The sequence below is a fragment of the Nocardioides sp. CPCC 205120 genome (assembly GCF_048654585.1).
Taxonomy (GTDB): domain Bacteria; phylum Actinomycetota; class Actinomycetes; order Propionibacteriales; family Nocardioidaceae; genus Nocardioides.
Genome location: NZ_JBMCYY010000001.1, coordinates 91044 through 115790, shown reverse-complemented (window position 1 = coordinate 115790; position 24747 = coordinate 91044). Strand labels below are relative to the sequence as shown.

At 71.1% G+C, this 24747-nt stretch carries 22 protein-coding genes; 15 read left to right on the top strand and 7 right to left on the bottom strand.

The annotated features are described in order from the left end of the window. The first annotated feature begins 27 nt into the window (after positions 1–27). The 4 genes from ACOACO_RS00585 to ACOACO_RS00570 are packed head-to-tail and all read left to right on the top strand — an operon-like array spanning position 28 to position 3759. Entirely contained in the window at positions 28–522 is a 495-nt protein-coding gene (locus ACOACO_RS00585) for an FABP family protein (RefSeq protein WP_420294320.1), read from the top strand. 3 nt (positions 523–525) lie between these two features. Continuing rightward, positions 526–978 (top strand): Fur family transcriptional regulator, encoded by a 453-nt coding sequence (locus ACOACO_RS00580; RefSeq protein ID WP_420294319.1) that lies wholly within the window; start codon positions 526–528, stop codon positions 976–978. A gap of 55 nt (positions 979–1033) precedes the next feature. Next, positions 1034–1993: a YgfZ/GcvT domain-containing protein gene (locus tag ACOACO_RS00575; RefSeq protein WP_420294318.1), complete on the top strand. Its 960-nt coding sequence runs from the start codon at positions 1034–1036 to the stop codon at positions 1991–1993. Between the two features lie 20 nt (positions 1994–2013). After that, positions 2014–3759 carry a DUF4012 domain-containing protein gene (locus tag ACOACO_RS00570; RefSeq protein WP_420294317.1) on the top strand — a complete coding sequence of 582 codons (1746 nt, stop codon included), beginning with the start codon at positions 2014–2016 and terminating at the stop codon, positions 3757–3759. Positions 3760–3795: 36 nt separating this feature from the next. Here the strand turns inward: ACOACO_RS00570 and ACOACO_RS00565 are convergent, their stop codons facing one another. Further along, entirely contained in the window at positions 3796–5205 is a 1410-nt protein-coding gene (locus tag ACOACO_RS00565; protein ID WP_420294316.1) for a polysaccharide biosynthesis tyrosine autokinase, read from the bottom strand. Positions 5206–5413: 208 nt separating this feature from the next. On the opposite strand from ACOACO_RS00565, the gene ACOACO_RS00560 reads away from it, so the two are divergent. Then, on the top strand, positions 5414–6886 hold the full coding sequence (locus ACOACO_RS00560) for a sugar transferase (protein ID WP_420294315.1): 1473 nt from the start codon (positions 5414–5416) through the stop codon (positions 6884–6886). Between the two features lie 101 nt (positions 6887–6987). Here the strand turns inward: ACOACO_RS00560 and rfbA are convergent, their stop codons facing one another. Next, a complete protein-coding gene (gene rfbA / locus ACOACO_RS00555) occupies positions 6988–7848 on the bottom strand; it encodes a glucose-1-phosphate thymidylyltransferase RfbA (protein WP_420294314.1) in 861 nt (286 codons plus the stop codon). Between the two features lie 23 nt (positions 7849–7871). Between rfbA and rfbB the strand changes: the two genes are divergently transcribed. Both rfbB and ACOACO_RS00545 read left to right on the top strand, forming a co-directional pair. After that, positions 7872–8870 (top strand): dTDP-glucose 4,6-dehydratase, encoded by a 999-nt coding sequence (rfbB, locus tag ACOACO_RS00550; RefSeq protein WP_420294313.1) that lies wholly within the window; start codon positions 7872–7874, stop codon positions 8868–8870. Then, positions 8867–10297, top strand: a complete 1431-nt coding sequence (locus tag ACOACO_RS00545) for a sugar nucleotide-binding protein (RefSeq protein WP_420294312.1) — start codon at positions 8867–8869, stop codon at positions 10295–10297. The genes rfbB and ACOACO_RS00545 overlap by 4 nt, the downstream gene beginning before the upstream one ends. On the opposite strand, the gene ACOACO_RS00540 is transcribed toward ACOACO_RS00545, so the two are convergent. After that, complete coding sequence (locus ACOACO_RS00540; RefSeq protein WP_420294311.1) at positions 10269–10574, bottom strand: DUF2516 family protein; 306 nt, start codon at positions 10572–10574, stop codon at positions 10269–10271. The genes ACOACO_RS00545 and ACOACO_RS00540 overlap by 29 nt on opposite strands. Positions 10575–10599: 25 nt before the next feature. On the opposite strand from ACOACO_RS00540, the gene ACOACO_RS00535 reads away from it, so the two are divergent. After that, on the top strand, positions 10600–11817 hold the full coding sequence (locus tag ACOACO_RS00535) for a nucleotidyltransferase family protein (RefSeq protein WP_420294310.1): 1218 nt from the start codon (positions 10600–10602) through the stop codon (positions 11815–11817). Positions 11818–11821: 4 nt separating this feature from the next. On the opposite strand, the gene ACOACO_RS00530 is transcribed toward ACOACO_RS00535, so the two are convergent. Next, positions 11822–12526 carry a hypothetical protein gene (locus tag ACOACO_RS00530; protein WP_420294309.1) on the bottom strand — a complete coding sequence of 235 codons (705 nt, stop codon included), beginning with the start codon at positions 12524–12526 and terminating at the stop codon, positions 11822–11824. 91 nt (positions 12527–12617) lie between these two features. Next, on the bottom strand, positions 12618–12986 hold the full coding sequence (locus ACOACO_RS00525) for a helix-turn-helix domain-containing protein (RefSeq protein WP_420294308.1): 369 nt from the start codon (positions 12984–12986) through the stop codon (positions 12618–12620). 371 nt (positions 12987–13357) lie between these two features. On the opposite strand from ACOACO_RS00525, the gene cysC reads away from it, so the two are divergent. Next, positions 13358–15343, top strand: coding sequence for an adenylyl-sulfate kinase (cysC, locus tag ACOACO_RS00520; RefSeq protein ID WP_420296272.1), 1986 nt, complete (start codon positions 13358–13360; stop codon positions 15341–15343). A 687-nt stretch (positions 15344–16030) separates the two neighbouring features. Here the strand turns inward: cysC and ACOACO_RS00515 are convergent. Next, positions 16031–17380 (bottom strand): hypothetical protein, encoded by a 1350-nt coding sequence (locus ACOACO_RS00515; protein WP_420294307.1) that lies wholly within the window; start codon positions 17378–17380, stop codon positions 16031–16033. Between the two features lie 124 nt (positions 17381–17504). Next, positions 17505–17819, bottom strand: coding sequence for a DapH/DapD/GlmU-related protein (locus tag ACOACO_RS00510; RefSeq protein ID WP_420294306.1), 315 nt, complete (start codon positions 17817–17819; stop codon positions 17505–17507). 239 nt (positions 17820–18058) lie between these two features. Between ACOACO_RS00510 and ACOACO_RS00505 the strand changes: the two genes are divergently transcribed. From ACOACO_RS00505 to ACOACO_RS00480, 6 genes are all read left to right on the top strand, one after another. Next, entirely contained in the window at positions 18059–18892 is an 834-nt protein-coding gene (locus ACOACO_RS00505) for a glycosyltransferase family 2 protein (protein WP_420294305.1), read from the top strand. 68 nt (positions 18893–18960) lie between these two features. Then, entirely contained in the window at positions 18961–20127 is a 1167-nt protein-coding gene (locus tag ACOACO_RS00500; RefSeq protein WP_420294304.1) for a nucleotide sugar dehydrogenase, read from the top strand. A 128-nt stretch (positions 20128–20255) separates the two neighbouring features. Beyond that, positions 20256–21170 carry a sulfate adenylyltransferase subunit CysD gene (cysD, locus tag ACOACO_RS00495; protein WP_420294303.1) on the top strand — a complete coding sequence of 305 codons (915 nt, stop codon included), beginning with the start codon at positions 20256–20258 and terminating at the stop codon, positions 21168–21170. Beyond that, positions 21170–22414, top strand: coding sequence for a sulfate adenylyltransferase subunit 1 (locus ACOACO_RS00490; RefSeq protein WP_420294302.1), 1245 nt, complete (start codon positions 21170–21172; stop codon positions 22412–22414). The genes cysD and ACOACO_RS00490 overlap by 1 nt, the downstream gene beginning before the upstream one ends. A gap of 96 nt (positions 22415–22510) precedes the next feature. Beyond that, positions 22511–23638 (top strand): glycosyltransferase family 4 protein, encoded by a 1128-nt coding sequence (locus ACOACO_RS00485; RefSeq protein ID WP_420296271.1) that lies wholly within the window; start codon positions 22511–22513, stop codon positions 23636–23638. 112 nt (positions 23639–23750) lie between these two features. Then, the gene (locus tag ACOACO_RS00480; protein WP_420294301.1) at positions 23751–24710 is read left to right on the top strand and encodes a glycosyltransferase family 2 protein; all 960 of its coding nucleotides are present in this window, start codon (positions 23751–23753) and stop codon (positions 24708–24710) included. Positions 24711–24747 lie beyond the last annotated feature (37 nt).

The following is a 24747-nucleotide window of genomic DNA, read 5'->3' as shown; positions in this document are numbered from 1 at the left end:
CCTCCTGCGCACCCCGCGGGTGCGCTGATGCCGTTCGAGCTGCCGCTGGACCTGCACCCCGACTGCGGGCCGATCGCCTGGATGCTGGGCACGTGGCGGGGCAACGGCCACGGCGCCTACCCGACGATCGAGTCCTACGAGTTCGGCCAGGAGCTCATCTTCACCCACGACGGCCGCCCGTTCTTCCACTACATGGCGCGCTCCTGGGTGGTGGACGCGAACGGCGAGAAGGTGCGCGACGACGCCATCGAGACGGGCTTCCTGCTGGCGCGTCCCGAGGGCAAGGTCGAGCTGCTGCTCGCCCACGAGAGCGGCGTCGTCGAGATCTGGGCCGGCGAGGCCGGCGCGGGTCGGATGGAGATCGTGACCGACGCGGTCGGTCGGGTCGAGGATGCCGAGGAGGTCACCGGCGGCAAGCGGCTCTACGGCAACGTCGAGGGCGACCTGCTCTACGCCTACGACCGCTCCACGACCGAGCACGGGCTCCAGCCCCGCACCTGGGCCCGACTGCAGCGGGTCTGAGCCGTGGGGGAGCACGCCCACGAGCCGGGCGCCGGTGACGACTGGCGCAGCCGCCTGCGTGCCCAGGGCTACCGGCTCACCCCCCAGCGCGAGCTCATCCTCCAGGCGGTCACGACGCTGCGGCACGCCACGCCCGACGAGGTGCTCGCCGAGGTGCGGCGCTCGTCCTCGGCGGTGAACCTCTCGACCGTCTACCGCACCCTCGAGGTGCTCGAGGGCCTGGGCCTCGTGCGGCACGCCCACCTCAGCGACCGCGCCCCCACCTTCCACGCCGTCGACCCCGACCACGAGCACTTCCACCTCGTCTGCCGGAATTGCGGCCGCGTCAGCTCGGTTGACGCAACGGAGGCCGCCGGCCTCACCGACCGGCTCCGCGAGCGTCACGGCTTCGTGGCCGACACGGGCCACCTGGCGGTCTTCGGCACGTGCGTGGAGTGCCCACCTCCCGGTGGTTGAGGTGGGTTGCTCCGGCAACCCCTCGAAACCACGCCCCACGATCGAAGGACCGACGATGACCCAGCCCAGCCCGCTCCTCGCGCTCCCCGGGGCCGTGGCCGGTGACGGCGTGGACGCGCCGGTCGCCGCGCACTACGGCTCCTTCATCACCGAGCAGCGCACGCTCGTCGCCGGCGAGGGCTTCGTCGACCTCTCCCACCACGAGGTGGTGCGGGTCGCCGGACCCGACCGCCACACCTGGCTGCACTCGCTGACGACGCAGCACCTGCTCGACCTCGCGCCCCGGGAGTGGACCGGCGTGCTGCTGCTGAGCCCGCAGGGCCACGTCGAGCACGCCTTCTACGGGTACGACGACGGCGAGGCCTTCCTCGCCCACACCGAGCCCGGTCAGGCCGCCGCCCTCGTCACCTTCCTCGAGCGCATGAAGTTCTGGAGCGACGTCGAGGTCGCCGACGTCACCGCCGACTGGGCGCTGACCTGGCGACCGGCGTCGGCGGGGGAGGCGCCGTACTCGGCGTACGAGCTCGTGCCCCGGGACCAGCTGGAGACGTACGCCGCGGCCGCGGGCCCGGCGTGCGGCCTGTGGGCCTTCGAGGCACTGCGCATCGAGCGGGGCGAGCCGCGGCTCGGGCTCGACACCGACCACCGCACGATCCCCAACGAGGCGGGGTGGATCGGCCCGGCGGTGCACCTCGACAAGGGCTGCTACCGCGGCCAGGAGACAGTCGCGCGCGTGCACACGCTCGGCCGTCCGCCGCGGCGCCTGACCCTGCTGCACCTCGACGGCACGGAGATCGTCCTGCCCGCGGTGGGCGCCGAGCTGCGGCTCGACGACAAGGTCGTCGGCTTCGTCGGCACGTCGGCGCGCCACCACGAGCTCGGCCCGATCGCGCTGGCGATGGTGAAGCGGAACGTGCCGCTGGACGCCGTGCTCGACGCGGGCGGCATGCCGGCGGCGCAGGAGGTCGTGGTGGACCCCGAGGTGGGTCTGCACGTCCGTCCGCGGCTGCGGTGAGGCGTCGCTAGAGTCACGCCATGCGTGCTCTCCGCGGCTGGAAGCTGCCGGTCCTCCTGGTCGCGGCGCTGCTCCTCGTCCTCGGCCTGTACGCCGCGTGGCAGGTGCTGACCACCAGCCGCGACCTGACGGCGGCGGCCGACGACGCCCAGCGGCTCCAGAGCGCCGTGACCGCCGGTGACGACGCTGCGGCGGACGCCGCGCTCGCCGACCTGCGCGAGCACGCCGGGTCGGCCGCGGACCGCACCGGCGGTCCCCTGTGGTCGGCGCTGACCTGGGCGCCGGTGGTGGGGGACGACCTCGACGGCGTGCGCACCGTCAGCGCCGTGCTCGACGACCTCGCGGCCGACGGCCTGGAGCCGCTCGTCTCCACGGCGCGCGACCTCGAGACGCTCACGCCCCGCGACGGGCGCATCGACCTCGCCGCTGTGGAGGGGCTCGCCGCGCCGGTCGCGGCGGGCAACGCCGCGTTCGCTGACGCCCGGGAGCGCCTGGCCGAGCACGACCCGTCGGGCTACCAGGCCACGGTGCGGGACAAGTACCGGGAGGTCACGCGCCAGGTCGACCGCGCGGCGGACGCCCTCGACACCGCCGACCGCGCCGTGCGGGTGCTGCCGTCGATGCTCGGCGCCGAGGGGCCCCGCAACTACCTGCTCGTCTTCCAGAACAACGCGGAGATCCGCGCGGGCGGCGGGCTCCCGGGCTCGGCCTCGCTGGTCACGGCGGACGACGGGGCGATCGCGCTGACGCGCCAGGTCGCGGGCAGCTCGTTCGGGCGGGCCGACGAGCCCGTGCTCGAGCTGAGCGAGGCGGAGGAGGACATCTGGGGCCGCCAGCTCGGCACCTACTTCCTCGACGCCAACTTCACGCCCGACTTCCCCCGCTCCGCCGCCCTGTGGCAGGCCCGCTGGGAGCAGGAGTACGAGCCGGTCGACGGCGTCCTCGCCCTCGACCCGGTGACCCTGTCCTACGTGCTCGGGGCGACGGGGCCGGTCGAGGTGCCGGGCGGGCCGGCCCTGACCCAGGCCAACGTGGTCGACGAGCTGCTCCACCAGGTGTACCTGCGCTACGAGGACCCGGCCGACCAGGACGCCTACTTCCAGGCGGCGGCGGGCACCATCTTCGCCGAGCTGACGCGCGGCGGCGGGAACCCCCGGGCCCTCATCGAGGCGCTGGGCCGCGGCACGGACGAGGGCCGGGTCAAGCTGCACTCCTTCACCGAGACCGAGCAGGCGTCGTTCGCCGGCACGGCCATCGCGGGCGAGCTGGTCACGGATCCCGCGGCGGACCCGCAGGTGGGCGTCTACCTCAACGACGCGACCGGCGCGAAGATGTCCTACTTCCTGCGCCACGAGGTGCACGTGACGGCGACGAGCTGCCGGTACGGCGTGCAGGGCCTGACGGGCCGGGCCTACCTGCTCTCGGACGCCCCGGCCGACGCCGCCTCGCTGCCCCGGTACGTGACCGGGGCCGGGGTGTACGGCATCGAGCCGGGCAAGCAGCTGGTCGCCCTGCAGATCGTCGGGCCGGTGGGCGGTGAGGTCGAGGACGTCACGTTCAACGACGCCCCGCTCCCCGTGCCCCCGACCGTCGAGCTCGACGGTCGTCCCGTCGTGACGGTCCTCGTCGAGCTGGAGCCGGGGTTCACCGCCGACGTGCGGTGGACGATGACGACGGGGGAGGACCAGCCGGGCGACGTGGTCGTGGACGCCACACCGGGAGTGGCGCCCACCGACCTCGACACCGTGGCCGCGTCGGCCTGCTGACCAGTCCGGCAGGCCAGGCCGGAAGTCCAGGCGGGGTCAGGCCCGGGCGCGCTTGCCGCCGCGGGTCCTGGCCGCAGGCCGTGCCGGCTCCTCCGGGCTGTACCCGTACCCGTACCCGTAGCCGTACCCGTGGCTGCCCCCGGTCTTCGGGGTCATGTTGAACACGACGCCCAGCGGCGTGGCGTCGACCTGCGCGAGCCGGTTGACGGCGCCGGCGAGCTGGTCGTGGGTGGTCTTGCCGTGGCGCACGATGAGGAGCGCGCCGTCGGCCTGCGCGGCGAGCAGGGCCGCGTCGGTCACCGGCAGCAGGGGCGGGGCGTCGATGAGCACGACGTCGTAGTCGCGGCGGACCTCGGCCAGCAGCTCGCCCATGGCGTGGCTCTGGATGAGCTCCGCCGGGTTCGGCGGCACGGCGCCGCTGCCCAGCACACGCAGGCCCGACCCGGCGTGCTTCTGCACCGCGTCGGCCACCGTCGCCCTGCCGAGGAGGATCGTGGTGACGCCGATGCTCGAGTCCAGGCCCAGCGACTGGGCGGCCTTGGGACGCCTCAGGTCGCACTCGACGAGCAGCACGCGCTGGCCGCCCTGCGCCAGGGCCAGGGCCAGGTTCACCATCGTGGTGGTCTTGCCCTCGCCGGGCACGGCCGAGGTGCCGACGATGACCTTGGAGCTCTTGTCCACGTCGAGGAACTGCAGGTTCGTGCGCATCACGCGGAAGGCCTCGACCCGGGGCGCGTGGGGGGCGAGCGACGTGATGAGGGGGTCGCTCTTGACCGTGGTGTCGTAGCCGATCGCCCCGACGATGGGTGCCGAGGTCGCGGCCGCGATGTCCTCGGTGCTCTTGACCGTGGTGTCGAGCAGGTCGCGCAGCACCGCGACGGCGACCCCGAGCAGCAGGCCGAGGATGAGGCCGAGGGCGAGGTTGCGCGCCGGCTGCGGGGAGATGGGGGCACTCGAGAAGCTGGCGGGGTCGACGATGGTGGCCTTGATGGGCGCCGCGGTGGATCCCACGGGGGTCTCGAGCTCCCGGACGAGGTCGACCATGCCCTCGGCGTAACCCTGGGCGAGACGCTGCGCCTCGTTCGGGTCCTCGTCCACGATGCGGATCTCGAGGTTGACGGTGTCCGGCACGACGGAGGCGGAGACCGCGGCGACGAGGTCGCCCGGGGCGGCGTCGAGGCCGAGGTCGTCGACGACGTCGGCGGCGAGCTCGCGGCTGCGCACGAGGTCGGCGTAGGACGTCACCCGCTGGGCGGAGAACTGGGCGCCCGTGAAGGCCTCGCTCGTGTCGGCCTGCGACGTGCTGACGAAGAGCCGTGCCGTCGACTCGTACTGCGGTGTCACCAGGAAGGTGTAGGCCGCCGAGGCCGCCACCGTCGTGAGGGCCACGAGGGTGATGACGAGCCACGAGGCCCGGATGATGCGCAGGTAGTCCCGCAGGGTCATGAGCTCCAGCTTCGTTCGGCAACGTCTTCACGATGGTAGTGCCGCCGGGGCTCCCCCCACCGCGAACTCACCCGATGTGAGGGGCCGCAACCACAGAACGCTGTTCACTGTGGGCCCGTTCACCTGAACTTTGCGCGAACTGGTTCGCGGGCCGCGAATAGTGGATGACAATGAGGTCCGCCCCACCCTCGTCCTATCGGAGCCTGCATTGACTGTCGCCGTCGAGACAGCGCAGCGCGACGACGCGTCCGGAGGCGCCCGCTCGGTGCGCCACCGGGCCCTCAGCTACCTGCCCGTGACCGCGTTCGTCACCGACGCCGCCGCGATCGCCCTCACGGCGGTGCTCGCGATCGCCGGCCGGAACCGGCTCACGTTCTTCGTCGGACCGGGCAACGTAGCCGATCAGCTCGGGGTCGTCGGCCCCCTTATGTTCCTCGGCTGGGTCGCCCTCATCGCCGCCTTCGGCGGCTACAACCGCTCCGTCTTCGGCGCGGGTCCCGACGAGTACCGCCGGGTGCTCAACGCGTCGCTCTACACCGCCGCCGTGGTCGGCATCGGCTGCTACCTGGCCAAGTTCCCCCTGTCGCGCGGCTTCTTCCTGCTGGCCGTGGGGCTGGGCATCCCGTTGCTGCTCCTCGGCCGCTTCGGCCTGCGCCGGGCCCTGCACAAGGCGCACCGCCTCGGTCGGCTGCGTCACCGGGTCGTCATCGCGGGGCGTCCGTCGCACGTCGACGAGATCGCCGCGGTGCTCGAGCGGGAGACCTGGCTGGGCTACCACGTCGTCGGCGCCGTGACCCCGGTGGGCCACGTCAAGGACGTGACCGACTCGGGCATCGAGGTGTTGGGCGACACCCTGCAGATCGCTGAGGTCGCGAACCTGGCCCAGGCGGACGTGGTGTTCTTCGCCTCGGGTGCGTTCCGCACCTCCGACGACATGCGCCGCGCCGCGTGGGACCTCGAGCAGCACCGCACGCACGTGGTCGTGGCGCCCAGCGTCACCGACGTCGCCCGCGAGCGGGTGACGGTGCGCCCCGTGGGCGGGCTGCCCCTCATGCACCTCGACACCGCGCGCTCCACGCAGGCCTCCCGCTGGGCGAAGCGCACCTTCGACCTGCTCGGGGCCGCCGCCCTCGTCGTGGTGCTGAGCCCGGTGCTCGCGCTCGCGGCGCTGCGGGTGTGGGCGTTCGACCGCGGGCCGGTGCTCTTCCGCCAGACCCGCACGGGACGCGACGGGGTGGAGTTCGCCTGCCTCAAGTTCCGCACGATGGTGGTGGACGCCGAGGCGCGGCTGGTCCACCTCCAGTCCGAGACCGGCTTCTCCGGCGGGCTGTTCAAGCTCAAGGACGACCCGCGCGTTACCAAGCCGGGGCGGTGGCTGCGCCGCTTCTCGCTCGACGAGCTGCCGCAGCTGTTCAACGTGCTGCGGGGGGAGATGAGCCTCGTCGGCCCGCGGCCACCGCTGCCCACCGAGGTCCTCAGCTACGACGACGACATGCGTCGACGCCTGCGGGTGCGCCCCGGCATGACGGGCCTGTGGCAGGTCTCCGGGCGTTCCGACCTGTCGTGGGACGAGGCGATCCGCCTCGACATCTACTACGTCGACAACTGGTCGATGCTGCAGGACCTCAGCATCCTCGTGCGCACCGTCGGCGCCGTGGTGGGCTCCCGAGGGGCCTACTGAGCGCGTCGTCGGACCTCCCCGGACCCACGGCCGGGGCCCGCCAATCCTGGGGGATGGCGGGCCCCGGTCGTGTCACGCCGGGGTGGCGGCGGGGCGCTGCCTCAGTCGAGCAGGCCCTCGAGGTAGGCGCCGTACCCGCTCTTGCGCAGCGGCGCCGCGCGCTCGCGCAGCTCGTCGTCGCTGAGGAAGCCCATGCGCCAGGCGACCTCCTCGGGGCAGCCGATCTTCAGGCCCTGGCGGCCCTCGAGGGTGCGCACGAAGTTCGACGCGTCGTTGAGGGAGTCGAACGTGCCCGTGTCGAGCCACGCCGTGCCGCGCGGGAGGATCTCGACCTGCAGCCGGCCCTCCTCGAGGTAGGTGCGGTTGAGGTCGGTGATCTCCAGCTCGCCGCGGGCCGACGGCTCGAGCACCTTCGCGCGCTCGACGACGTCGTTGCCGTAGAAGTAGAGGCCGGGCACGGCGTAGTTGCTCCTCGGGTGCGTCGGCTTCTCCTCCATCGAGGTGGCCACGCCGTGCTCGTCGAAGTCCACGACGCCGTACGCCGTGGGGTCGGCCACCTGGTAGCCGAACACCGCGGCACCGTCGAGGTGCTCGAACCGGCGCAGCCGCGTGCCGAGCCCCGGGCCGTAGAAGATGTTGTCGCCGAGCACGAGCGCGACGGTCTCGGAGCCGATGTGGCTCTCGCCGATGACGAACGCCTGCGCGAGCCCGTCGGGGCTCGGCTGCACGGCGTACGTGATCGCGACGCCCAGCTGCGAGCCGTCGCCGAGGAGGCGGTGGAACTGCTCCGCGTCGTGGGGCGTGGTGATGATGAGGATGTCGCGGATGCCCGCGAGCATCAGGGTGGTGAGCGGGTAGTAGATCATCGGCTTGTCGTAGACGGGCACCAGCTGCTTGCTCACGCCGATCGTGATCGGGTGCAACCGCGAGCCCGTGCCACCGGCCAGAATGATTCCGCGCATGCGCTCACTCTAGGCTGGCGCCCATGCAGCGCATCCTCGTGACGGGCGGAGCCGGGTTCATCGGCTCGAACTTCGTGCACCACCTCCTCGCGCACACCGACGTGCGGGTGACGGTCCTCGACAAGCTGACGTACGCCGCGAGCCGCGAGTCGCTCGCGGGGCTGACGGCCGACCGGGTGGAGCTGGTGGTCGGGGACATCGCGGACGCCGCGGTGGTCGACCCGCTGGTCGCGCGCCACGACGCGGTCGTGCACTTCGCCGCCGAGTCGCACAACGACAACTCGCTGAGCGACCCGAGCCCCTTCATCCAGACCAACCTCGTCGGCACCTTCGTGCTGCTCGAGGCGGTCCGCAAGGCGGACGTGCGCTTCCACCACATCTCGACCGACGAGGTCTACGGCGACCTCGAGCTCGACGACCCGCACCGGTTCACCGAGTCGACGCCCTACACGCCCTCCTCGCCGTACTCGGCGTCGAAGGCGGGCTCCGACCACCTGGTGCGCGCCTGGGTGCGCAGCTTCGGCGTGCGTGCGACGGTGTCGAACTGCTCGAACAACTACGGGCCGTGGCAGCACATCGAGAAGTTCATCCCCCGCCAGATCACCAACGTCATCGACGGCGGCCGCCCGAAGCTGTACGGCGCGGGGCTCAACGTGCGCGACTGGATCCACGCCGACGACCACTCCTCGGCGGTCTGGACGATCCTGCAGAAGGGCGAGATCGGGGAGACCTACCTGATCGGCGCCGACGGGGAGCGCAACAACCTCGAGGTGGTGGGCATGATCCTCGAGGCGTTCGGCCGCCCGGCCGACGACTTCGAGCACGTGACGGACCGCGCCGGTCACGACCTGCGCTACGCGATCGACTCCACGAAGCTGCGCACCGAGCTGGGGTGGCAGCCGGCGTACGCCGACTTCGCCGAGGGCCTGGCGCGCACGATCCAGTGGTACCGCGACAACGAGGCGTGGTGGCGCCCCCACAAGACCGCCGTCGAGGCGACGTACGCCGCGAAGGGCCAGTGAGCGACGTGCCGAAGGACCTGAGCGTCGAGACCACCCCGATCCCGGGCCTGCTGGTCGTCCACCTGCCCGTGCACGGCGACGCGCGCGGCTGGTTCAAGGAGAACTGGCAGCGGGCCAAGATGACCGCGCTCGGCCTGCCCGACTTCGGCCCGGTGCAGAACAACGTCTCCTACAACTCCACCCGCGGCGCCACGCGCGGCATCCACACGGAGCCGTGGGACAAGTACGTCGCGGTGGCGACGGGCCGCGTCTTCGCGGCGTGGGTCGACATGCGCGAGGGCGACTCGTTCGGGGCGACCTTCTGGGTCGAGATCGACGAGTCGGTGGCGGTCTTCGTGCCGCGCGGCGTCGGCAACTCCTACCAGGCGCTCGAGGACGGCACGACGTACACGTACCTGGTCAACGACCACTACGTGCCGGGCCGCACCTACCCGGCCCTGCACCTCGGCGACGAGACCGCCGCGATCCCGTGGCCCATCCCGCTCTCCGAGGCGGAGATCTCCGAGAAGGACCAGGCCAACCCGCGCCTCGGCGACGTGACGCCGATGCAGCCGCGCCGCACGCTCGTCGTGGGCGCCCGGGGCCAGCTGGGCCGCGCCCTGCAGGCCGCTTTCCCGGGGGCCGACCTGGTCGACCTCGGCGAGCCGGGCGACGGGGTGGAGCGCCTCGACCTCACCGACGCCGACGCGGTCGCCGCCTGGCCCTGGAACGAGTGCGACGTGGTGCTCAACGCCGCGGCGTACACGGCGGTGGACGCCGCCGAGACGCCCGAGGGGCGCGTCATCTGCTGGGCGGCCAACGCCACGGCCCCGGCGACGCTGGCCCGGCTGGCGGCCGAGCACCGCTTCACGCTGGTGCACGTGTCGAGCGACTACGTCTTCGACGGCACGCACCCCCTCCACCCGGAGGACGAGCGGTTCAGCCCGCTGGGGGTCTACGGCCAGGCGAAGGCGGCCGGTGACCTGGCGGTCGGCACCGCCCCGCGGCACTACCTGCTGCGCACGTCGTGGGTGATCGGCGACGGGAAGAACTTCGTGCGGACCATGCAGACGCTGGCCGGCAACGGTGTCTCGCCGACGGTGGTCGACGACCAGCGCGGCCGGCTGACGTTCACGAGCGAGCTGGCGCGCGCGGTGCGGCACCTCGTCGACACGGGCGCGCCGTACGGCACCTACAACGTGACCGGTGCCGGCGAGGTGCTGTCGTGGGCCGACTACGCGAAGCGGGTGTTCGAGCTGTCGGGACGCTCGGCGGACGACGTCACGCCCATCACGACCGAGGAGTACGAGGCCGGGAAGACGCTGTCGCCGCGGCCGCGCAACAGCGCGCTCGACCTGGCGAAGATCGAGGCCACGGGCTTCGAGCCGCGCGACGCGCTGGAGCAGCTGGCGGAGTACGTCACCAGCGGGGACGCATCACGTCCTTGAGGGCGGGGCGCACGTCGGCGAGGTAGACGAGGGCCGCGATGAGGAAGCCCAGGTTGAGGATCCGGCCGAAGGGCCCGAGGTACAGCACGAAGCTCGCCAGCTCGAGCACGAAGCCGATCGCGAGGATGGCGGTCCACTTCTGCTTCGTCAGCTTGCCGGCCGCGTCGTAGGCGTCGGCGCGGTGGGCCAGCGCGTTCACCAGGGTGAAGCCCTTGAGCAGGAGCAGCGCCACCAGCACGACGAGCATGACGATGCTCTGCATCTCGAAGACGATCACGGGGCCCAACACTAGGGTGTCGCGCGTGCGGCGTCCCCCGGCATCCCGACCCGACCTGCCCTACACGCCCGCCTCCGTCGAGGCGGTGCGCGAGGCGCTGCGCGTCGTGCTGGCGGACGACGGACGGGTGTTCCGTCTCCCCGCGGGTGTGGGCGAGGACGAGTTCCTCGCGGCGGCGGACCGGCACCGCGTGGTCGTCTTCCTGTCGATGCACCTCGACCGGTTGGACCTGCCGACAGCCGTGACCGAGGAGCTCCGCAGCCGGGGGCGGAGGGGTCGGCTGCCGTGCCTCCTCATGGCCCACGACCTCCACCGCGCCCTCGAGGTGCTCGCGACGGCGGGGGTGCGGGCGCTCACGGTCAAGGGGGTGGCCCTGGCTGCCCAGGCGTACGGCGACTACACCGCCCGCGGGTCGGGGGACCTCGACCTCCTGGTGCCGCCCGACCAGGTCGAGGCCGCCCACGGGGCCCTGCGGTCCGCCGGATGGCTCCCCGCAGGCGCCTACCCCGCCCCCGGGCCGGCGTGGGCGTGGCGGTTCACCGTGCGGAACTACTGCGAGCTGCCGCTGTCGGGCCAGGGGGTGTCCGTCGACCTGCACTGGCACCTCGCGACGGCGCACGACGCCTTCCCCGGCTTCGACGAGCTCTGGGACCGGCGGGTGCTGGTCGACGTGGGGGGCCGGGACGTGGCGACGCTCGGCATCCGCGACGCCCTCGAGCACTCGGCCAGCCACGCCGCGAAGGACGACTGGGCGTGGCTGCGGAGCGTGCTCGACGTCCACCTGCTGACCGGGGCCACGGACGGGTCGGCGCTCCTCGCGACCTCCGCCCGGCGGCGCACGGCCGCGGCCGCGGCCTGGCTCCTGGCGTCGGAGCCGGTCGGGCGACCGCCCGGGCTCGGCCTGGTGCTGTCCCGCCAGGCGGCGGACGCGGAGGTGTCGGTGGGCCGCTTCCCCGGGCACCGCACCCTGGTCGGTCTCCGGCGGTCGTCCCGGGACGTCCGGTCGGCCGCCGACACCCGACGGGTGCTGGCGGTGACCGTGTTCCACCCGAGCGAGCTGGGCGGGATCGAGGCGCCGGACGCGTTCCGCGGTGTCGCCGCGGCGGTCGCGGTGCGCACCCGGGCCTTCCGGGATCGAGCCCGGCAGTGGCGACGCCCCGGCACGAGGCCCTCGTCGGGTCGCCGCCGCGCCGGGACGGAGGACGGGCCCGCGGCGACGCCGCGGGCCCGTCCTCGATGCTGATCGATCAGTCGCCGACCTTCTTCGCGGCGTCCTTGGCGGCGGTGGCCGTCTTGGACGCCGTCTTCTTGGCGGTGGTGCTGGTCGCCTTGGCCGTGCTCTTCGTGGCGGCGGCGCGCTTGCGGGTGGTCGCGGTGGCGTTCTTGGCGGGGGTCGACGTGGCGGCGTCCTTGGCCGCGTCGGCCGTGCGCTTGGCGGTGGACGTGGCGGTCGTCTTGGCCGACGACGCCGTCTTCTCCGCCGTGGTCCGGGTGGCCTTGGCGCGGGACGCGGTGGACTTCGCGGACGCGGCAGCCTCCTGCGTCGACTCCTGGCGGCGGATGCGGGCCACGAGCGTCTCGCCGCGCTTGGCGAGGTCCGTGTAGGTCGCCGTCGCGGTCGACACGTACTCGTCCGCACGCTTCTGGGCCTTCTCGGGGATGGCCCGCGCCTCGGCCTGGAGCTCGGTGATGCGGGCCTCGACGGCCGCGCGGCGCTCCTTGGCCTCGGTGGTGAGCGCCTCGATGCGGGCGTTCACGGTGCTGACGGCCTGGTCGCGCAGCGCCTTGGCCTCGAAGTCGAACGAGGTCGCCTTCTTCTGGGCCTCGGTCACCCGGGCCTGGGTCGTCGCGACGTACTCACGGACGGCCTCGACGGCCAGGTCGATGACGCCGGCGCCGGCGTAGAGGGTCTTGTTGGCCTCGGTCTTGATGTCGAACTTGGCGGAAGCCATGTTCACTCCTTCGGTTGGGGTGAGGCGGCGCGGGGCCGCGCTCGGAGGGTGTGCACCGCGCGATCGAGCGGCGAGCAGTGCCGGTGGTGGCTCAGCCGTCGCTCTGGGCGTTGAGCGCCAGGAACGACGCGTACACCTCGAGCAGGGACTGCTTCTGCCGCTCCGTCAGCTGCGGGTCGGCGAGGACCGCGAGCTCGACCGAGCCGCCCTCGCCGTCCGGGGGGCTGACGATGCCCGCCCGGAGGTAGAGCTGCTCGGCGGAGATCCGCAGTGCCTTGGCGATCTGCTGCAGCACCTCGGCCGAGGGCTTGCGGAGACCGCGCTCGATCTGGCTGAGGTAGGGGTTCGACACTCCCGCCTGGTCGGCGAGCTGCCGCAAGGAGAGCTGCGCGGAGGTGCGCTGCTCCTTGAGGTACTCACCCAGAGTCTCGACGGTCTTGCCGACCTTGCCCCTTGCCATGCGTTCCATAGTGCTAACTATAGCTAGCACCCACAACCCCTCTGACGGTGAGCCGGGCCACACCATGCTTGAAAGTTCAGGCGGGGCGAGGTGCTCTCGGCCGTCGAGGCTGCTTGCAGGTGCTTGCAGGGGCCAACGGTGCTGCCGGCCGGGGAGGGGGCTGGTGGACGGTGGCCACAACTTGTCCGACCACCCTTTGTGCCCGCGCTGGGGGCGTGCCAGAGTAGTCGCGGAGTGACGCTGCGACCGGGAACCCTGACGCCCGGGAGCCGGCGGCCTCCGCCGGGAGCCGCCCTGCTGAACCCCAGAGAGCAGGGCGGCTCCCTTCTCCGTCGAGCCGCGGTCGCTGGCAGGATGAGGCGGTGGCCACGATGCAGCACAGCCCGAGCCCGCGCGTGCTCGACGACCTGGAGCTCCGGGCGTGGGGGATCCTCCCGAGGTCGGTCCCGGCCGAGGAGCTGGACCTCCCGGCGGGCATCACGCCCGGCGAGCCGGGCTCGCTCGAGCTGGTCGACCCCGAGGGTCTGCCGCTGGCCCGTCTGCACGCGCAGGACGCCGGTGGCTGGAACGTCGAGCCGCTGGCCCGCCCCGCGTACGGCCCCTTCCGACGGCTGCGGCTGAGCCCCGACGAGGTGCGCGAGCGGTACGCCGACGCCGTGCGGGTGCCGGTCGAGTCGCCCCTGACGCCGGACCAGCGGGCCGACCTGGCCGCCGCCGACGGCGAGGTGGTGCTCCTCGTGCTCGCCGGCGACGGGTGGCCCGTCGGGGCGACCGCGCTGGGGCTGGTGCGCTCGACCGTGGCCGCCTTGCGCGACCTGCCCGCGGTGCACGTCGTCGTGGTCCCGCTGGCGCGCACCGGCGACGTGGCGGCGGACACCGAGCGCCGGGCGCAGGTCGTGGCCGCCTACTGCGATGGTGCAGCAGTCGTCGAACTGGGCGCCGGGGGAGCGTCGCCCGACCGTGGCGCAGGGGCGGGGCCCGAGGGCCTAGTGGTCTTCTTCACCGGCCTGTCGGGCAGTGGCAAGTCGACGATCGCCCGTGCGCTCGTCGACCACCTGCTGGAGACGACAGAGCGCACGGTGACGAGCCTCGACGGCGACGTGGTCCGCCGGAACCTGTCGGCCGGGCTCACGTTCTCCCGCGAGGACCGGGAGACGAACATCCGCCGCATCGGGTGGGTCGCCGCGGAGATCGCCCGGCACGGCGGCGTGGCCGTCTGCAGCCCGATCGCGCCGTACGACGCCACTCGCCGCGACGTACGCCGGATGGTCGCGGACGCAGGCGGTCGCTTCGTGCTGGTGCACGTGGCGACACCGGTCGAGGAGTGCGAGCGGCGGGACCGCAAGGGCCTCTACGCCAAGGCGCGGGCGGGTGAGATCGCGGACTTCACGGGCATCTCGGCGCCCTACGAGGCACCGCGCGACGCCGACGTGGTCGTCGACACGACCGGCCTGACCGTCGAGGAGGCCCTGGCCCCCGTCCTCACCGCCCTCTCCCCGGTGGTTGAGGTGGGCGCTGCGTCGGTGGTTGAGGTGGGCGCGCTAGCGCCCCTCGAAACCACGGAGCCGCGCCCCGGGCCGGTGGTCGAGGTGGGCGCGTCAGTGCCTGGGCCGGTGGTTGAGGTGGGCGCGTCAGTGCCTGGGCCGGTGGTTGAGGTGGGCGCGTCAGTGCCTGGGCCGGTGGTTGAGGTGGGCGCGTCAGTGCCTGGGCCGGTGGTTGAGGTGGGCGCGTCAGTGCCTGGGCCGGTGGTTGAGGTGGGCGCGTCAGTGCCTGGGCCGGTGGTTGAGGTGGGAGCGCCCGGGCCGGTGGTTGAGGTGGGCGCGCCAGCGCCCCTCGAAACCCCTCTCAAGGTCCTCGTCGTCTGCACCGCCAACATCTGCCGCTCGCCCTACATGGAGCTCGCGCTCCAGGCGGCGGCGGGCGACGCCGTCGTCGTCACGAGCGCGGGGACGCACGGCTACACCGACCACCCGATGGACGAGCACATGGCTGCGGAGGCCCGTTCGCGCGGGCTCGACCCGTCGCAGTTCCGAAGCCGCCCGTTGAGCCGTGCCCTGGTCGAGGAGGCGGACCTGGTGCTCACGGCGGAGAGCCGGCACCGCTCGTTCATCCTCGACGAGAACCCCACGGCGTTCCGCAAGGTCTTCACGCTGGGGCAGTTCGCGCGCGGGGTGGAGGACATGGGGGACGGCGTGAGCGCTCGGGAGGCGGTGGCTCTCGTCGGTACCAACCGCCCAAGCGCGGAGGGGCTTGACGTGGCGGACCCGTACCGTCGCGGTCCGGTTGTGGCCGCGGACTGCGCGAACCAGTTTGACCGTCTCATCAGCGGGGTTGCTGAGCAGTTGCGGCGACGCTGACCCACGCGGGGCGTCGAGTGCCCCTACTCAAGCGGCCTTTCCGCGGCGTCGGCTGGCGCGAGAGACTCAGCTTGTGAACGTGACCCGTGCCTGTCCTGTCTGCAAGGCGTTGACTCTGCAGATGAACTGGGACGTCGAGCAACGTCCGTCTCGCCTCCGCAGGCTGCGCTGCGACAGCGGATGTGAACTGAGCGGTGACCAGGTCGAGGAGCAGCGCGCGCGTGCAGTGATTTGAGCGGGGTAGTGAGCGCACGCCGGGCCACATCAGAGGGTCTGCACCCGCCGTGGCGAACTCGAACCCCTCGTCGGTCAGATGGCGCTGCCGCGCAATCATCGCCGAGGCAACTCGGCGGCCTTCCCGCAGGACGCTGCGATGATAAGAGATGGGCTTGCTCCGGTGGCGGCCCGCCGACCGGGTGTTAGCGCTCCCTGCGTACGTCCGGCGCATGGTGTTGCAGTCCGCGTTGCAGGCCCGCGGCTCCCACATGATCGGGCTCGGCCGGCCGACCCTGGGCAACGGCCATCCTGCGGGTTCGAGCGCGGCCCGCGCTATGTACGCCAGCGCGGCGCAGTCGGGCGCGAACCACACTCCGATGTGAGGGCAGCTCGCGACGTGGGACGACTTCTGCGCCCACCACTTCCATCGCAGCGACGCCGGACATCGGGCCGTGTCGGTGCATCAACGCTTCAGTCGGTGATCGGACGGCGCTGCAAACCTGCGGCAGTGCCCCGCCCGACCTCTTCCTCGGTGGGCCGGGTAGGAGGTGCCCTCAGAACCCATCCCCAGGCGAGCGCAATCGCCAACCCCGAGGTCGTGGCGAACGTCGAGCCGGCGACAGTAAAAGCGACGGAGAACAGGACGGCGAGGTTGAGGTCATTCCCGGGCAGGCTCCAGTCGGCCGTCACCGACCGTTTGACGACTGCGACGACCACCGACAGCAAGGCCAGCAGGGCCAGTGGGCCTGCGGCCAGGAGCAGATCGACGTAGAGGTTGTCCGCTCGTTGCACGGACGCACCGAATCCAGTTCCGAGGGGCTGTCGGAGGGCGGGACCGACCTCGGCGAGTAGTCGAATACGAGCCTCGAGGGATTGATCGTCACCCAGGTTCGTGTACCGCTCCACGGTGAAGATGCTGGTGTCAGTCGGACTGGCGATGATCCGGCTTCCCACGAAGTACAGCATCGCTCCCGCGCCGGCAGCCACCGCGATGAGCGTGAACGACCTGGTCTTGATTGCAGCGACCAGCATGACGAGGGCCATCGACAGCAGTCCCGTTCGTACCCCCGTGAGAAAGAACGCGGGAGTGGAGACGGCCAGCGCCACGACGCGCAAGATCAAGTGACGTCGACCCGCTCCTCTTACAACACCTTGGGCGACGACACACATGAGACCACCGAGGACGAGCGCGTACGGGCCAGGTGATTCCAACGATCCGAACACCCTGACCTGACCGGGTAGGGGGGCGCCGATCGAGTTCAGGTCAGAGGCGATCATCCAAGCCCGGTCCCACGACGGCAGGAACTGGAACTGGATCAGGCCATAGCTGGCGAGCGCCAGCGTGGCCCACGGTGCACCTCGTGAGACCGCGTCGGAAGCGTTGGGAAGGATTCCAGAGGCAGCGGTTCCCATGGCGAGGAAACACGTCGAGTAGACGACCGCCACGTACAAGGCGTCGATCGAGCGCTCGGAGAGTGCCCAAGACACCAGTGGCAGGACCACCAGTGCGCCGAGCGCAAGACCCAGCACTGGAGAGGTCTTGCGCGTCGCAGCGGCCCGATCGGAACCGAGGCTCCACATCAAGGCAAGGCCCAGAAGGGCAACGGGCAGGAGCAGCAGGGGGTCGGTCTCGGTCCGACCGCCCGACGTGACCCGCCTTACGAGACCGAGCGACACGACCGACACCAATAGAAGGATCACCGCCGTGCGCGCCTGAACGAGTAGACCCGCCATGAGCAGGACGACGGCAACGGCGAGCCTGGGCTCGATGGCGACCAGTACCCCCATGGATGCGCAAAGGAACAATGCGAGGCCGAACAAGAGGCCACTACCTACACTGCGCACGAATACTCCCGGCTAGTCGTCAGGAGCAGCCTAAGTTCCGGCGCTCTAGGTCCGTACAGGCTTCTGACGCCTTCTGCGGATACGAGATGACGACAGAACGTCATGGCAGGTCGCGCACGCGTGTGGCGGGAACGCCTGCGTACAACCCGTCAGGAAGCGTGTCCCGGGTGACGATCGATCCAGCGGCTATGACGCAGCCACGGGCCACGGTCACACCCGGGAGTATGACCGCCCTAGCCCCTACCCAGCAGCCGTCGGCGATGGATACCGGCGCTCCCGAGTAGGAACCAGCCCGCTGCTCGGTGGGTCCCACCGCGTGGGTGGAGGTGCCGATCAGCACCTGGGGTCCCAGGTACACCCGGTCCCCGATGGACACCGGCTCTCGATTCTCGAAGTGGCAGCCTGCGTTGATCATGCCGTCACGACCGAAGGTGATCTGCGAGCTGAAGAACCAGCATCCGGTTCGGACCTGCGTGCCATTGGTGTCGATACCGCCTCGTCAGTAGAGGCGTTCTCGGACGGTTCCGGTGAGGAGCGGCGAAGCAGCGAGCACGTTGACCGTCATGTGCCACACCCTGTTGACGTGCCGTTGCTCACCCATGGTGTGGACGATAGCGGCGCCCGAGTGCTACTCGGTCGCCTACGGTTCCCCCCGTGACCACCCTCTCCCTGTGCATCTGCACGATGAACCGGCCGGACGAGTTGGCGACCGCACTCGCCAGCGTCCGGTCCGGCACCGTGCAGCCGGACGAGTTGATCGTGAGTGACGACGGCGACGGTTCAGCGGCCGAGGTCGCCGCCCGGTTTGAGGCCACCTATCAGCGAGGCCCTCGACGCGGCCTTGGGCCCAACCGCAACGCGTGCATCGCATCTGCCACGGGGCAGGCGGTCGCCTTCATCGACGACGACGTCGTCGTGTCGACCGAGTTCGTCGAGCGGGCTGTGGCAGCAGCGCGGCCCGACGTCGTGGTGACGGGGTGGGAGCTCAATTTCGGTGTGGGGGAGGGCCGGAAGGTGACGCCGCACAACCCCGATTTCCTCGGCTTCCAGCGACTCGATCCCGCGGGCGAGTACCGGGGGATCGTCGTCAACGCGACGGTCTTCCCGTCGCGCCTATTCGACACGGCCCGCTTTGACGAGCAGATCCGCTATGGCTATGAAGAGATCGACATCGCACGGCAGGCGGTGCGTCTGGGATTCCCCATCGTGTTCGACGACGACCTTTGGGTGGAGCACCACCCGTCGTCCGTCAACCGCGGCAGCTACAACGACGTGCTGGCAGCATCGCGCATCTACATCACCCATCGGGCCTACCGGTACTACGAGGGGCGGCCCGCGAAGGCTGCGCTGTTCGCCGTAACCGCAGGTGCTCACCACCTTGCGCACGCCGTGCGGTCGGGAGCGGGGCTGCGCAAGGGGGCCCAGACGCTCAGGACCGCCCGGGCGTACAACCGGGCGTCGACGGCGCCTGACTTCTATCGTGGCTGACTTGACGACCCCCACACCCTCGGCCCGCGTCGTCGGGCTGGCGCTGGCGCGCCGTTAGGCTGCCGTCCATGAAGATCGCCGTCGCCGGCATGGGCTATGTCGGGCTGTCGAACGCCGTCGTCCTCGCGCAGCACCACGAGGTCGTCGCGGTCGACGTCGACCAGAGCCGTGTGGACCTGCTCAACCAGCGGCAGTCGCCGATCGAGGACACCGAGCTGGAGGAGTACCTGGCCTCCGTCCCGCTGAACCTCTCGGCGACGCTGGACAAGGCGGCGGCCTACGCCGACGCCCGCTTCGTCATTGTCGCGACGCCGACGGACTACGACGAGCGCACCAACTACTTCAACACCAGCACCGTCGAGAGCGTGATCGCCGACGTGCTGGCGGTCAACACCGACGCGACGATCATCGTGAAGTCGACAGTGCCGGTCGGCTTCACCCGTCGCGTGCGGGAGGAGAACGAGGGGGCGTCGATCATCTTCTCGCCCGAGTTCCTCCGTGAGGGCCGCGCGCTCTACGACAACCTGCACCCCTCGCGCATCGTCGTCGGCGACACCTCCGACCGGGCGCGGGAGTTCGCAGCGCTGCTCGTCGAGGGTGCGATCGACAAGGACGTGCCCACACTCTTCACCGACCCCACGGAGGCCGAGGCGATCAAGCTGTTCGCCAACACCTACCTGGCGCTGCGGGTGGCCTACTTCAACGAGCTCGACACCTACGCCGCCGTGCACGGGCTCGACTCGGCGCAGATCATCGAGGGCGTCGGGCTCGACCCGCGCATCGGGTCGCACTACAACAACCCCTCGTTCGGGTACGGCGGGTACTGCCTGCCGAAGGACACCCGCCAGCTGCAGGCGAACTACCAGGACGTGCCGCAGAACCTGATCAGCGCGATCGTCGAGGCCAACACCACGCGCAAGGACTTCATCGCCGACGACGTGCTGCGCCGCGGCCCCCGCACGGTCGGCATCTACCGCCTCATCATGAAGGCGGGCTCGGACAACTTCCGAGCGTCGAGCATCCAGGGCGTCATGAAGCGCATCAAGGCAAAGGGCATCGAGGTCGTCGTCTACGAGCCCGCGCTGGACACCGAGGAGTTCTTCCACTCCGAGGTCATCACCGACCTCGACGAGTTCAAGAAGCGCTCCGACGTGATCATCGCGAACCGACGCACCGACGTGCTGGCCGACGTAACCGAGAAGGTCTACACCCGCGACATCTACGGCCGCGACTGACCGCGACGGACCGCGCGCCGCCGAGCCGGTGGTTGAGGTGGCCGCGCCAGCGGCCCTCGAAACCCCACTCGGCGCCCACGGACTGATACGTGGCCGGGTGCTGAGACGGCCGTCCGTACTCTGATCCGGTGTCCGTGTCGCATCCCGACTACCGCCTGAGCCAGCTGGACCAGCTGGAGGCCGAGTCGATCCACGTCTTCCGCGAGGTCGCGGCCGAGTTCGAGAAGCCGGTGCTGATGTTCTCCGGCGGCAAGGACTCGATCGTCATGCTCCGCCTGGCCGAGAAGGCGTTCTTCCCCGCGAAGATCCCCTTCCCGGTGCTGCAGGTGGACACCGGCTACGACTTCCCCGAGGTGCTCGAGTGCCGTGACGAGTGGGTGGCCCGCCTCGGGCTGCGCCTCGTCGTCGCCAGCGTCGAGGAGGCGATCGCCTCGGGCGTCGTCGTCGACGACGGGCGCACGACGCGCAACCGCATGCAGATCGGCACGTTGCTCCACGCCATCGAGGAGGAGGGCTTCACCGCCGCCTTCGGTGGCGGTCGCCGCGACGAGGAGAAGGCCCGCGCCAAGGAGCGCGTCTACTCCCACCGCGACGAGTTCGGCCAGTGGGACCCCAAGAACCAGCGCCCCGAGCTGTGGAGCCTCTACAACGGCCGCATCCACTCGGGCGAGCACATGCGGATCTTCCCGCTGAGCAACTGGACCGAGCTCGACATCTGGCACTACATCGACCGGGAGCAGATCCTCATCCCGTCGATCTACTTCAGCCACCAGCGTCGCGTCTTCGAGCGCGACGGCATGCTGCTGACCGAAAGCGAGCACAACCCGCTGCGCGCCGGGGAGACCGCCGAGGAGCGCACGGTGCGCTTCCGCACCGTGGGCGACCTGACGCTGACCGGCTGCGTGGAGTCGACCGCCTCGACCACGACCGAGATCATCGACGAGATCGCCGTGGCCCGCGTGACCGAGCGCGGCGCCACCCGGGGCGACGACCGGTTCTCCGAGGCTGCCATGGAGGACCGCAAGAAGGAGGGCTACTTCTGATGGACCTGCTTCGCTTCGCCACTGCCGGCTCCGTCGACGACGGCAAGTCGACCCTCATCGGGCGCCTGCTGCTGGACTCCAAGGCGATCTTCGAGGACCAGCTCGCGGCCGTCGAGGCCACGAGCCAGTCGAAGGGCTACGACTACACCGACCTGGCCCTGCTGACCGACGGCCTCCGCTCCGAGCGCGAGCAGGGCATCACGATCGACGTCGCCTACCGCTACTTCGCGACGCCGAGCCGCAAGTTCATCATCGCGGACACCCCGGGGCACGTGCAGTACACGCGCAACATGGTCACGGGCGCCTCGACCGCCGACCTCGGCCTCGTGCTCGTCGACGCCCGCCACGGGCTGTCGGAGCAGTCGCGCCGCCACGCCGTGCTGCTGTCGCTGCTGCGGGTGCCGCACCTCGTGCTGGCCGTGAACAAGATGGACCTCGTGGACTACTCCCAGGAGCGGTTCGACGAGATCAAGCGCGAGTTCAGCGCCTTCGCCACCAAGCTGACGATCCCCGACCTCGCGGTCATCCCGATCTCGGCGCTCAAGGGCGACAACGTGGTGACCCGCTCCGAGAACATGCCGTGGTACGAGGGCTCGTCCCTGCTGCACCACCTCGAGAACGTCCACGTCGCCTCCGACCGCGACCTGCGCGACGCGCGGTTCCCGGTGCAGTACGTCGTGCGCCCCAAGTCCGACGAGCACCACGACTACCGCGGGTACGCCGGCCAGGTCGCCGGCGGTGTCTTCAAGCCCGGCGACGAGGTCGTCGTGCTCCCGTCGGGCATGACGGCGAAGATCGCCGGGATCGACCTGTTCGACCGGGAGGTCACCGAGGCGTTCCCGCCCATGTCGGTGACGATCCGGCTCGACGACGAGCTCGACGTCTCCCGCGGCGACCTCGTCGCGCGCCCGAACAACCAGCCGCAGGTGACTCAGGACATCGACGCCATGGTCGCCTGGATGAGCACGACCCCGCTGCGCCCGCGCCAGCGGCTGCTGGTCAAGCACACGACGCGCACCGTGAAGGCCCTGGTGAAGGACCTCGACTACCGGCTCGACGTGAACACGCTGCACCGCGACCAGGAGACCGGCGAGCTCGGCGTCAACGAGATCGGCCGGGTGCGCCTGCGCACCCAGCAGCCGCTGCTCGTCGACCCCTACTCGCGCAACCGCACCACCGGGGCGTTCATCCTCATCGACGAGGCGACCGGTGTGACGGTGGGCGCCGGCATGGTCAACGACTGACGTCGTCGGCGAGCACCGAGGGTGGTGTCGTTGGCCGCACGTCGGGCCGATCCACCGTGGACCAGCCATCTCCCTTGGTACGGTCGCCGGGTGCCGATGGAGGAGAGCGGGCCCGATCCGCTGAGGGTGCTCCTCGTGACGCCGGACTATCCGCCGGACACCGGCGGGATCCAGCGTCTTCTCCACCAGATCACCACCCACATGCCGTCGGCAGAGACGCGTGTCGTCACCATGGCGGCGGACGGCGCCACGGCCTTCGACGCAGCGTCGGAACAGCGCATCCACCGGCTGCGCAGTGTCTCCACTCGATCGGTCGTGCGGAACGCTGTGTTCAACGCCCAGTTGCTCCCGTGGCGTTCGCGGTGGAAGCCGGACGTGCTCCTCAACGGGCACGTCGTGACCAGCCCGGCCGCGCTCCTGCTGGCACGCCGGCTGGGGGTCCCGAACGTGTTGTACACGTACGCCAAGGAGCTCGACGGGCGCCCGCGACTGTCGGCCTGGGCGGCGAGGCGATCGGACGCTGTGATCGCCATCAGCGAGTTCACGGCGGCGAAGGTGCGTGAGGTGGCGCCCGGCCTGTCCACCCCCGTCCGCATCGTGACCCCAGGCGTCGAGGCGCCTCACCACGTCGTCCACGTGGAGACTGAACGCCCCACGGTCGTGACCATCGCCCGTCTGCGCGACTGGTACAAGGGCCACGACGTGCTGCTCGATGCCTTGACACGGGTACGCGCGGACGTGCCAGACGTCCTCTGGGCGGTGATTGGCGACGGGCGCTTGCGGACCGACCTGGAGGACCGCGTTGAGCGAAGTGGGCTGACAGACAACGTCGTGTTCCTCGGGCGCGCCACGGACGAGGAGCGCGATCGCTGGCTGGCACGCGCCTCGGTCTTCGCCATGCCGAGCCGTTACCCCGAGGGCGAGGTCGGGGGTGAGGGATTCGGCATCGTCTACCTCGAGGCCGCGGTCTGGGGAGTTCCCTCGCTCGCCGGCAACGTGGGTGCACCCACGGAGGTGGTGGAGGACGGGGTGACGGGGCGCTTGGTGGACCCGGTCGACCCGGCCGCTGTGGCCGACGCCCTGGTGCAGATGCTGAGCGAGCCGGAGAAGACCCGTGCGTGGGGGCGCGCGGCCCAGCTGCGGGCGCGCGAGGACTACAGCTGGGAGCGGGTGGGGTCCCACCTGCGCTCGGAGCTCGCGGCCGTTGTGGCTGGTGGCCGATGACGTCGTCGGGTCCGGGGCGAGGCACTCACCAGCCGACAATGTCCCCGCAGGCGCTGGTCCCACCGCGTCCGGCGGCTCATAGCGAACCGTGCCATCCGACTCCGAGGTCCCGATGATTGATCCGACCGTCACCGTGGTCGTACCGACGATGTTCCGGCACGCCGACCTGGAACGCTGCCTTACTGCCCTGGCGACGATGACCACGACACCGGACCGTGTGCTCGTCGTCACCAGAGCGGAGGACATCCGTTCTCGTGAGATCGCGGCCGCCCACGCTGCAGACAGCGTCGTAGTTCCGAGGCCGGGCTTGGCCGTCGCCATCGAGACCGGCCTCCGTGCGGCAACGACCGAGCTCGCAGCCTTCATCGATGACGACGCGCGGGCTCACACTGACTGGCTGGAGCGGGCTGTCCGTCACTTCGCTGCGGATCCCGCCCTGGGCTTCGTCGCCGGCCGCGACAACGTGCACGGTGACGCCGACAGCGGCTCCGAGGACCTCGTGGTCGGCTCGCTGCGTCGCGGCAAGCTGAGGGGCAACCACCACCTCGGCAAGGGGCGCGCCCGTCCCGCCCTGCACGCCAAGGGCGCCAACATGGCCCTCCGCGTGGCCGCGGTCCGCGACCTGCCATTGGGTCGGATGGTGCGGGGACAGGGCGCGCAGCACGGGAACGAGCTGTTCCTGTGCTTCGGGGCCCTGAGCCGGGGGTACCACGGTGTCTACGACCCCGACGTGCAGGTGGACCACCACCCCGCCGCTCGCGCCGACAACGACGGGCGCCTGGAATTCTCCCCCGAACGGCTCGACGCCGACGTGCGGAACTCGGCCGCAGCGATCGGGCTGTACCTGGGCTTGTCGCACTGGGGCCTCTACCTGCTGCGGGCCGTGCTCGTCGGTGATCGCAACCGCCCGGGCCTGGTCTGGGCGGCCGTGCACCTGCTGAGAAGGGACCCCGCTGGTGGTCGCCTCGCTCAAGTGCTCAGGGCGTCGATGCGTGCTCCCGGTGACCTACGACGACTCCGCGGGCTAACGGGTCCTCGACCTGCGCGGGCCGCGGCTGCGGGCACGCCGTGATCGGTGAGATCTGCGGGTTGGACGACGGACGCCCGTC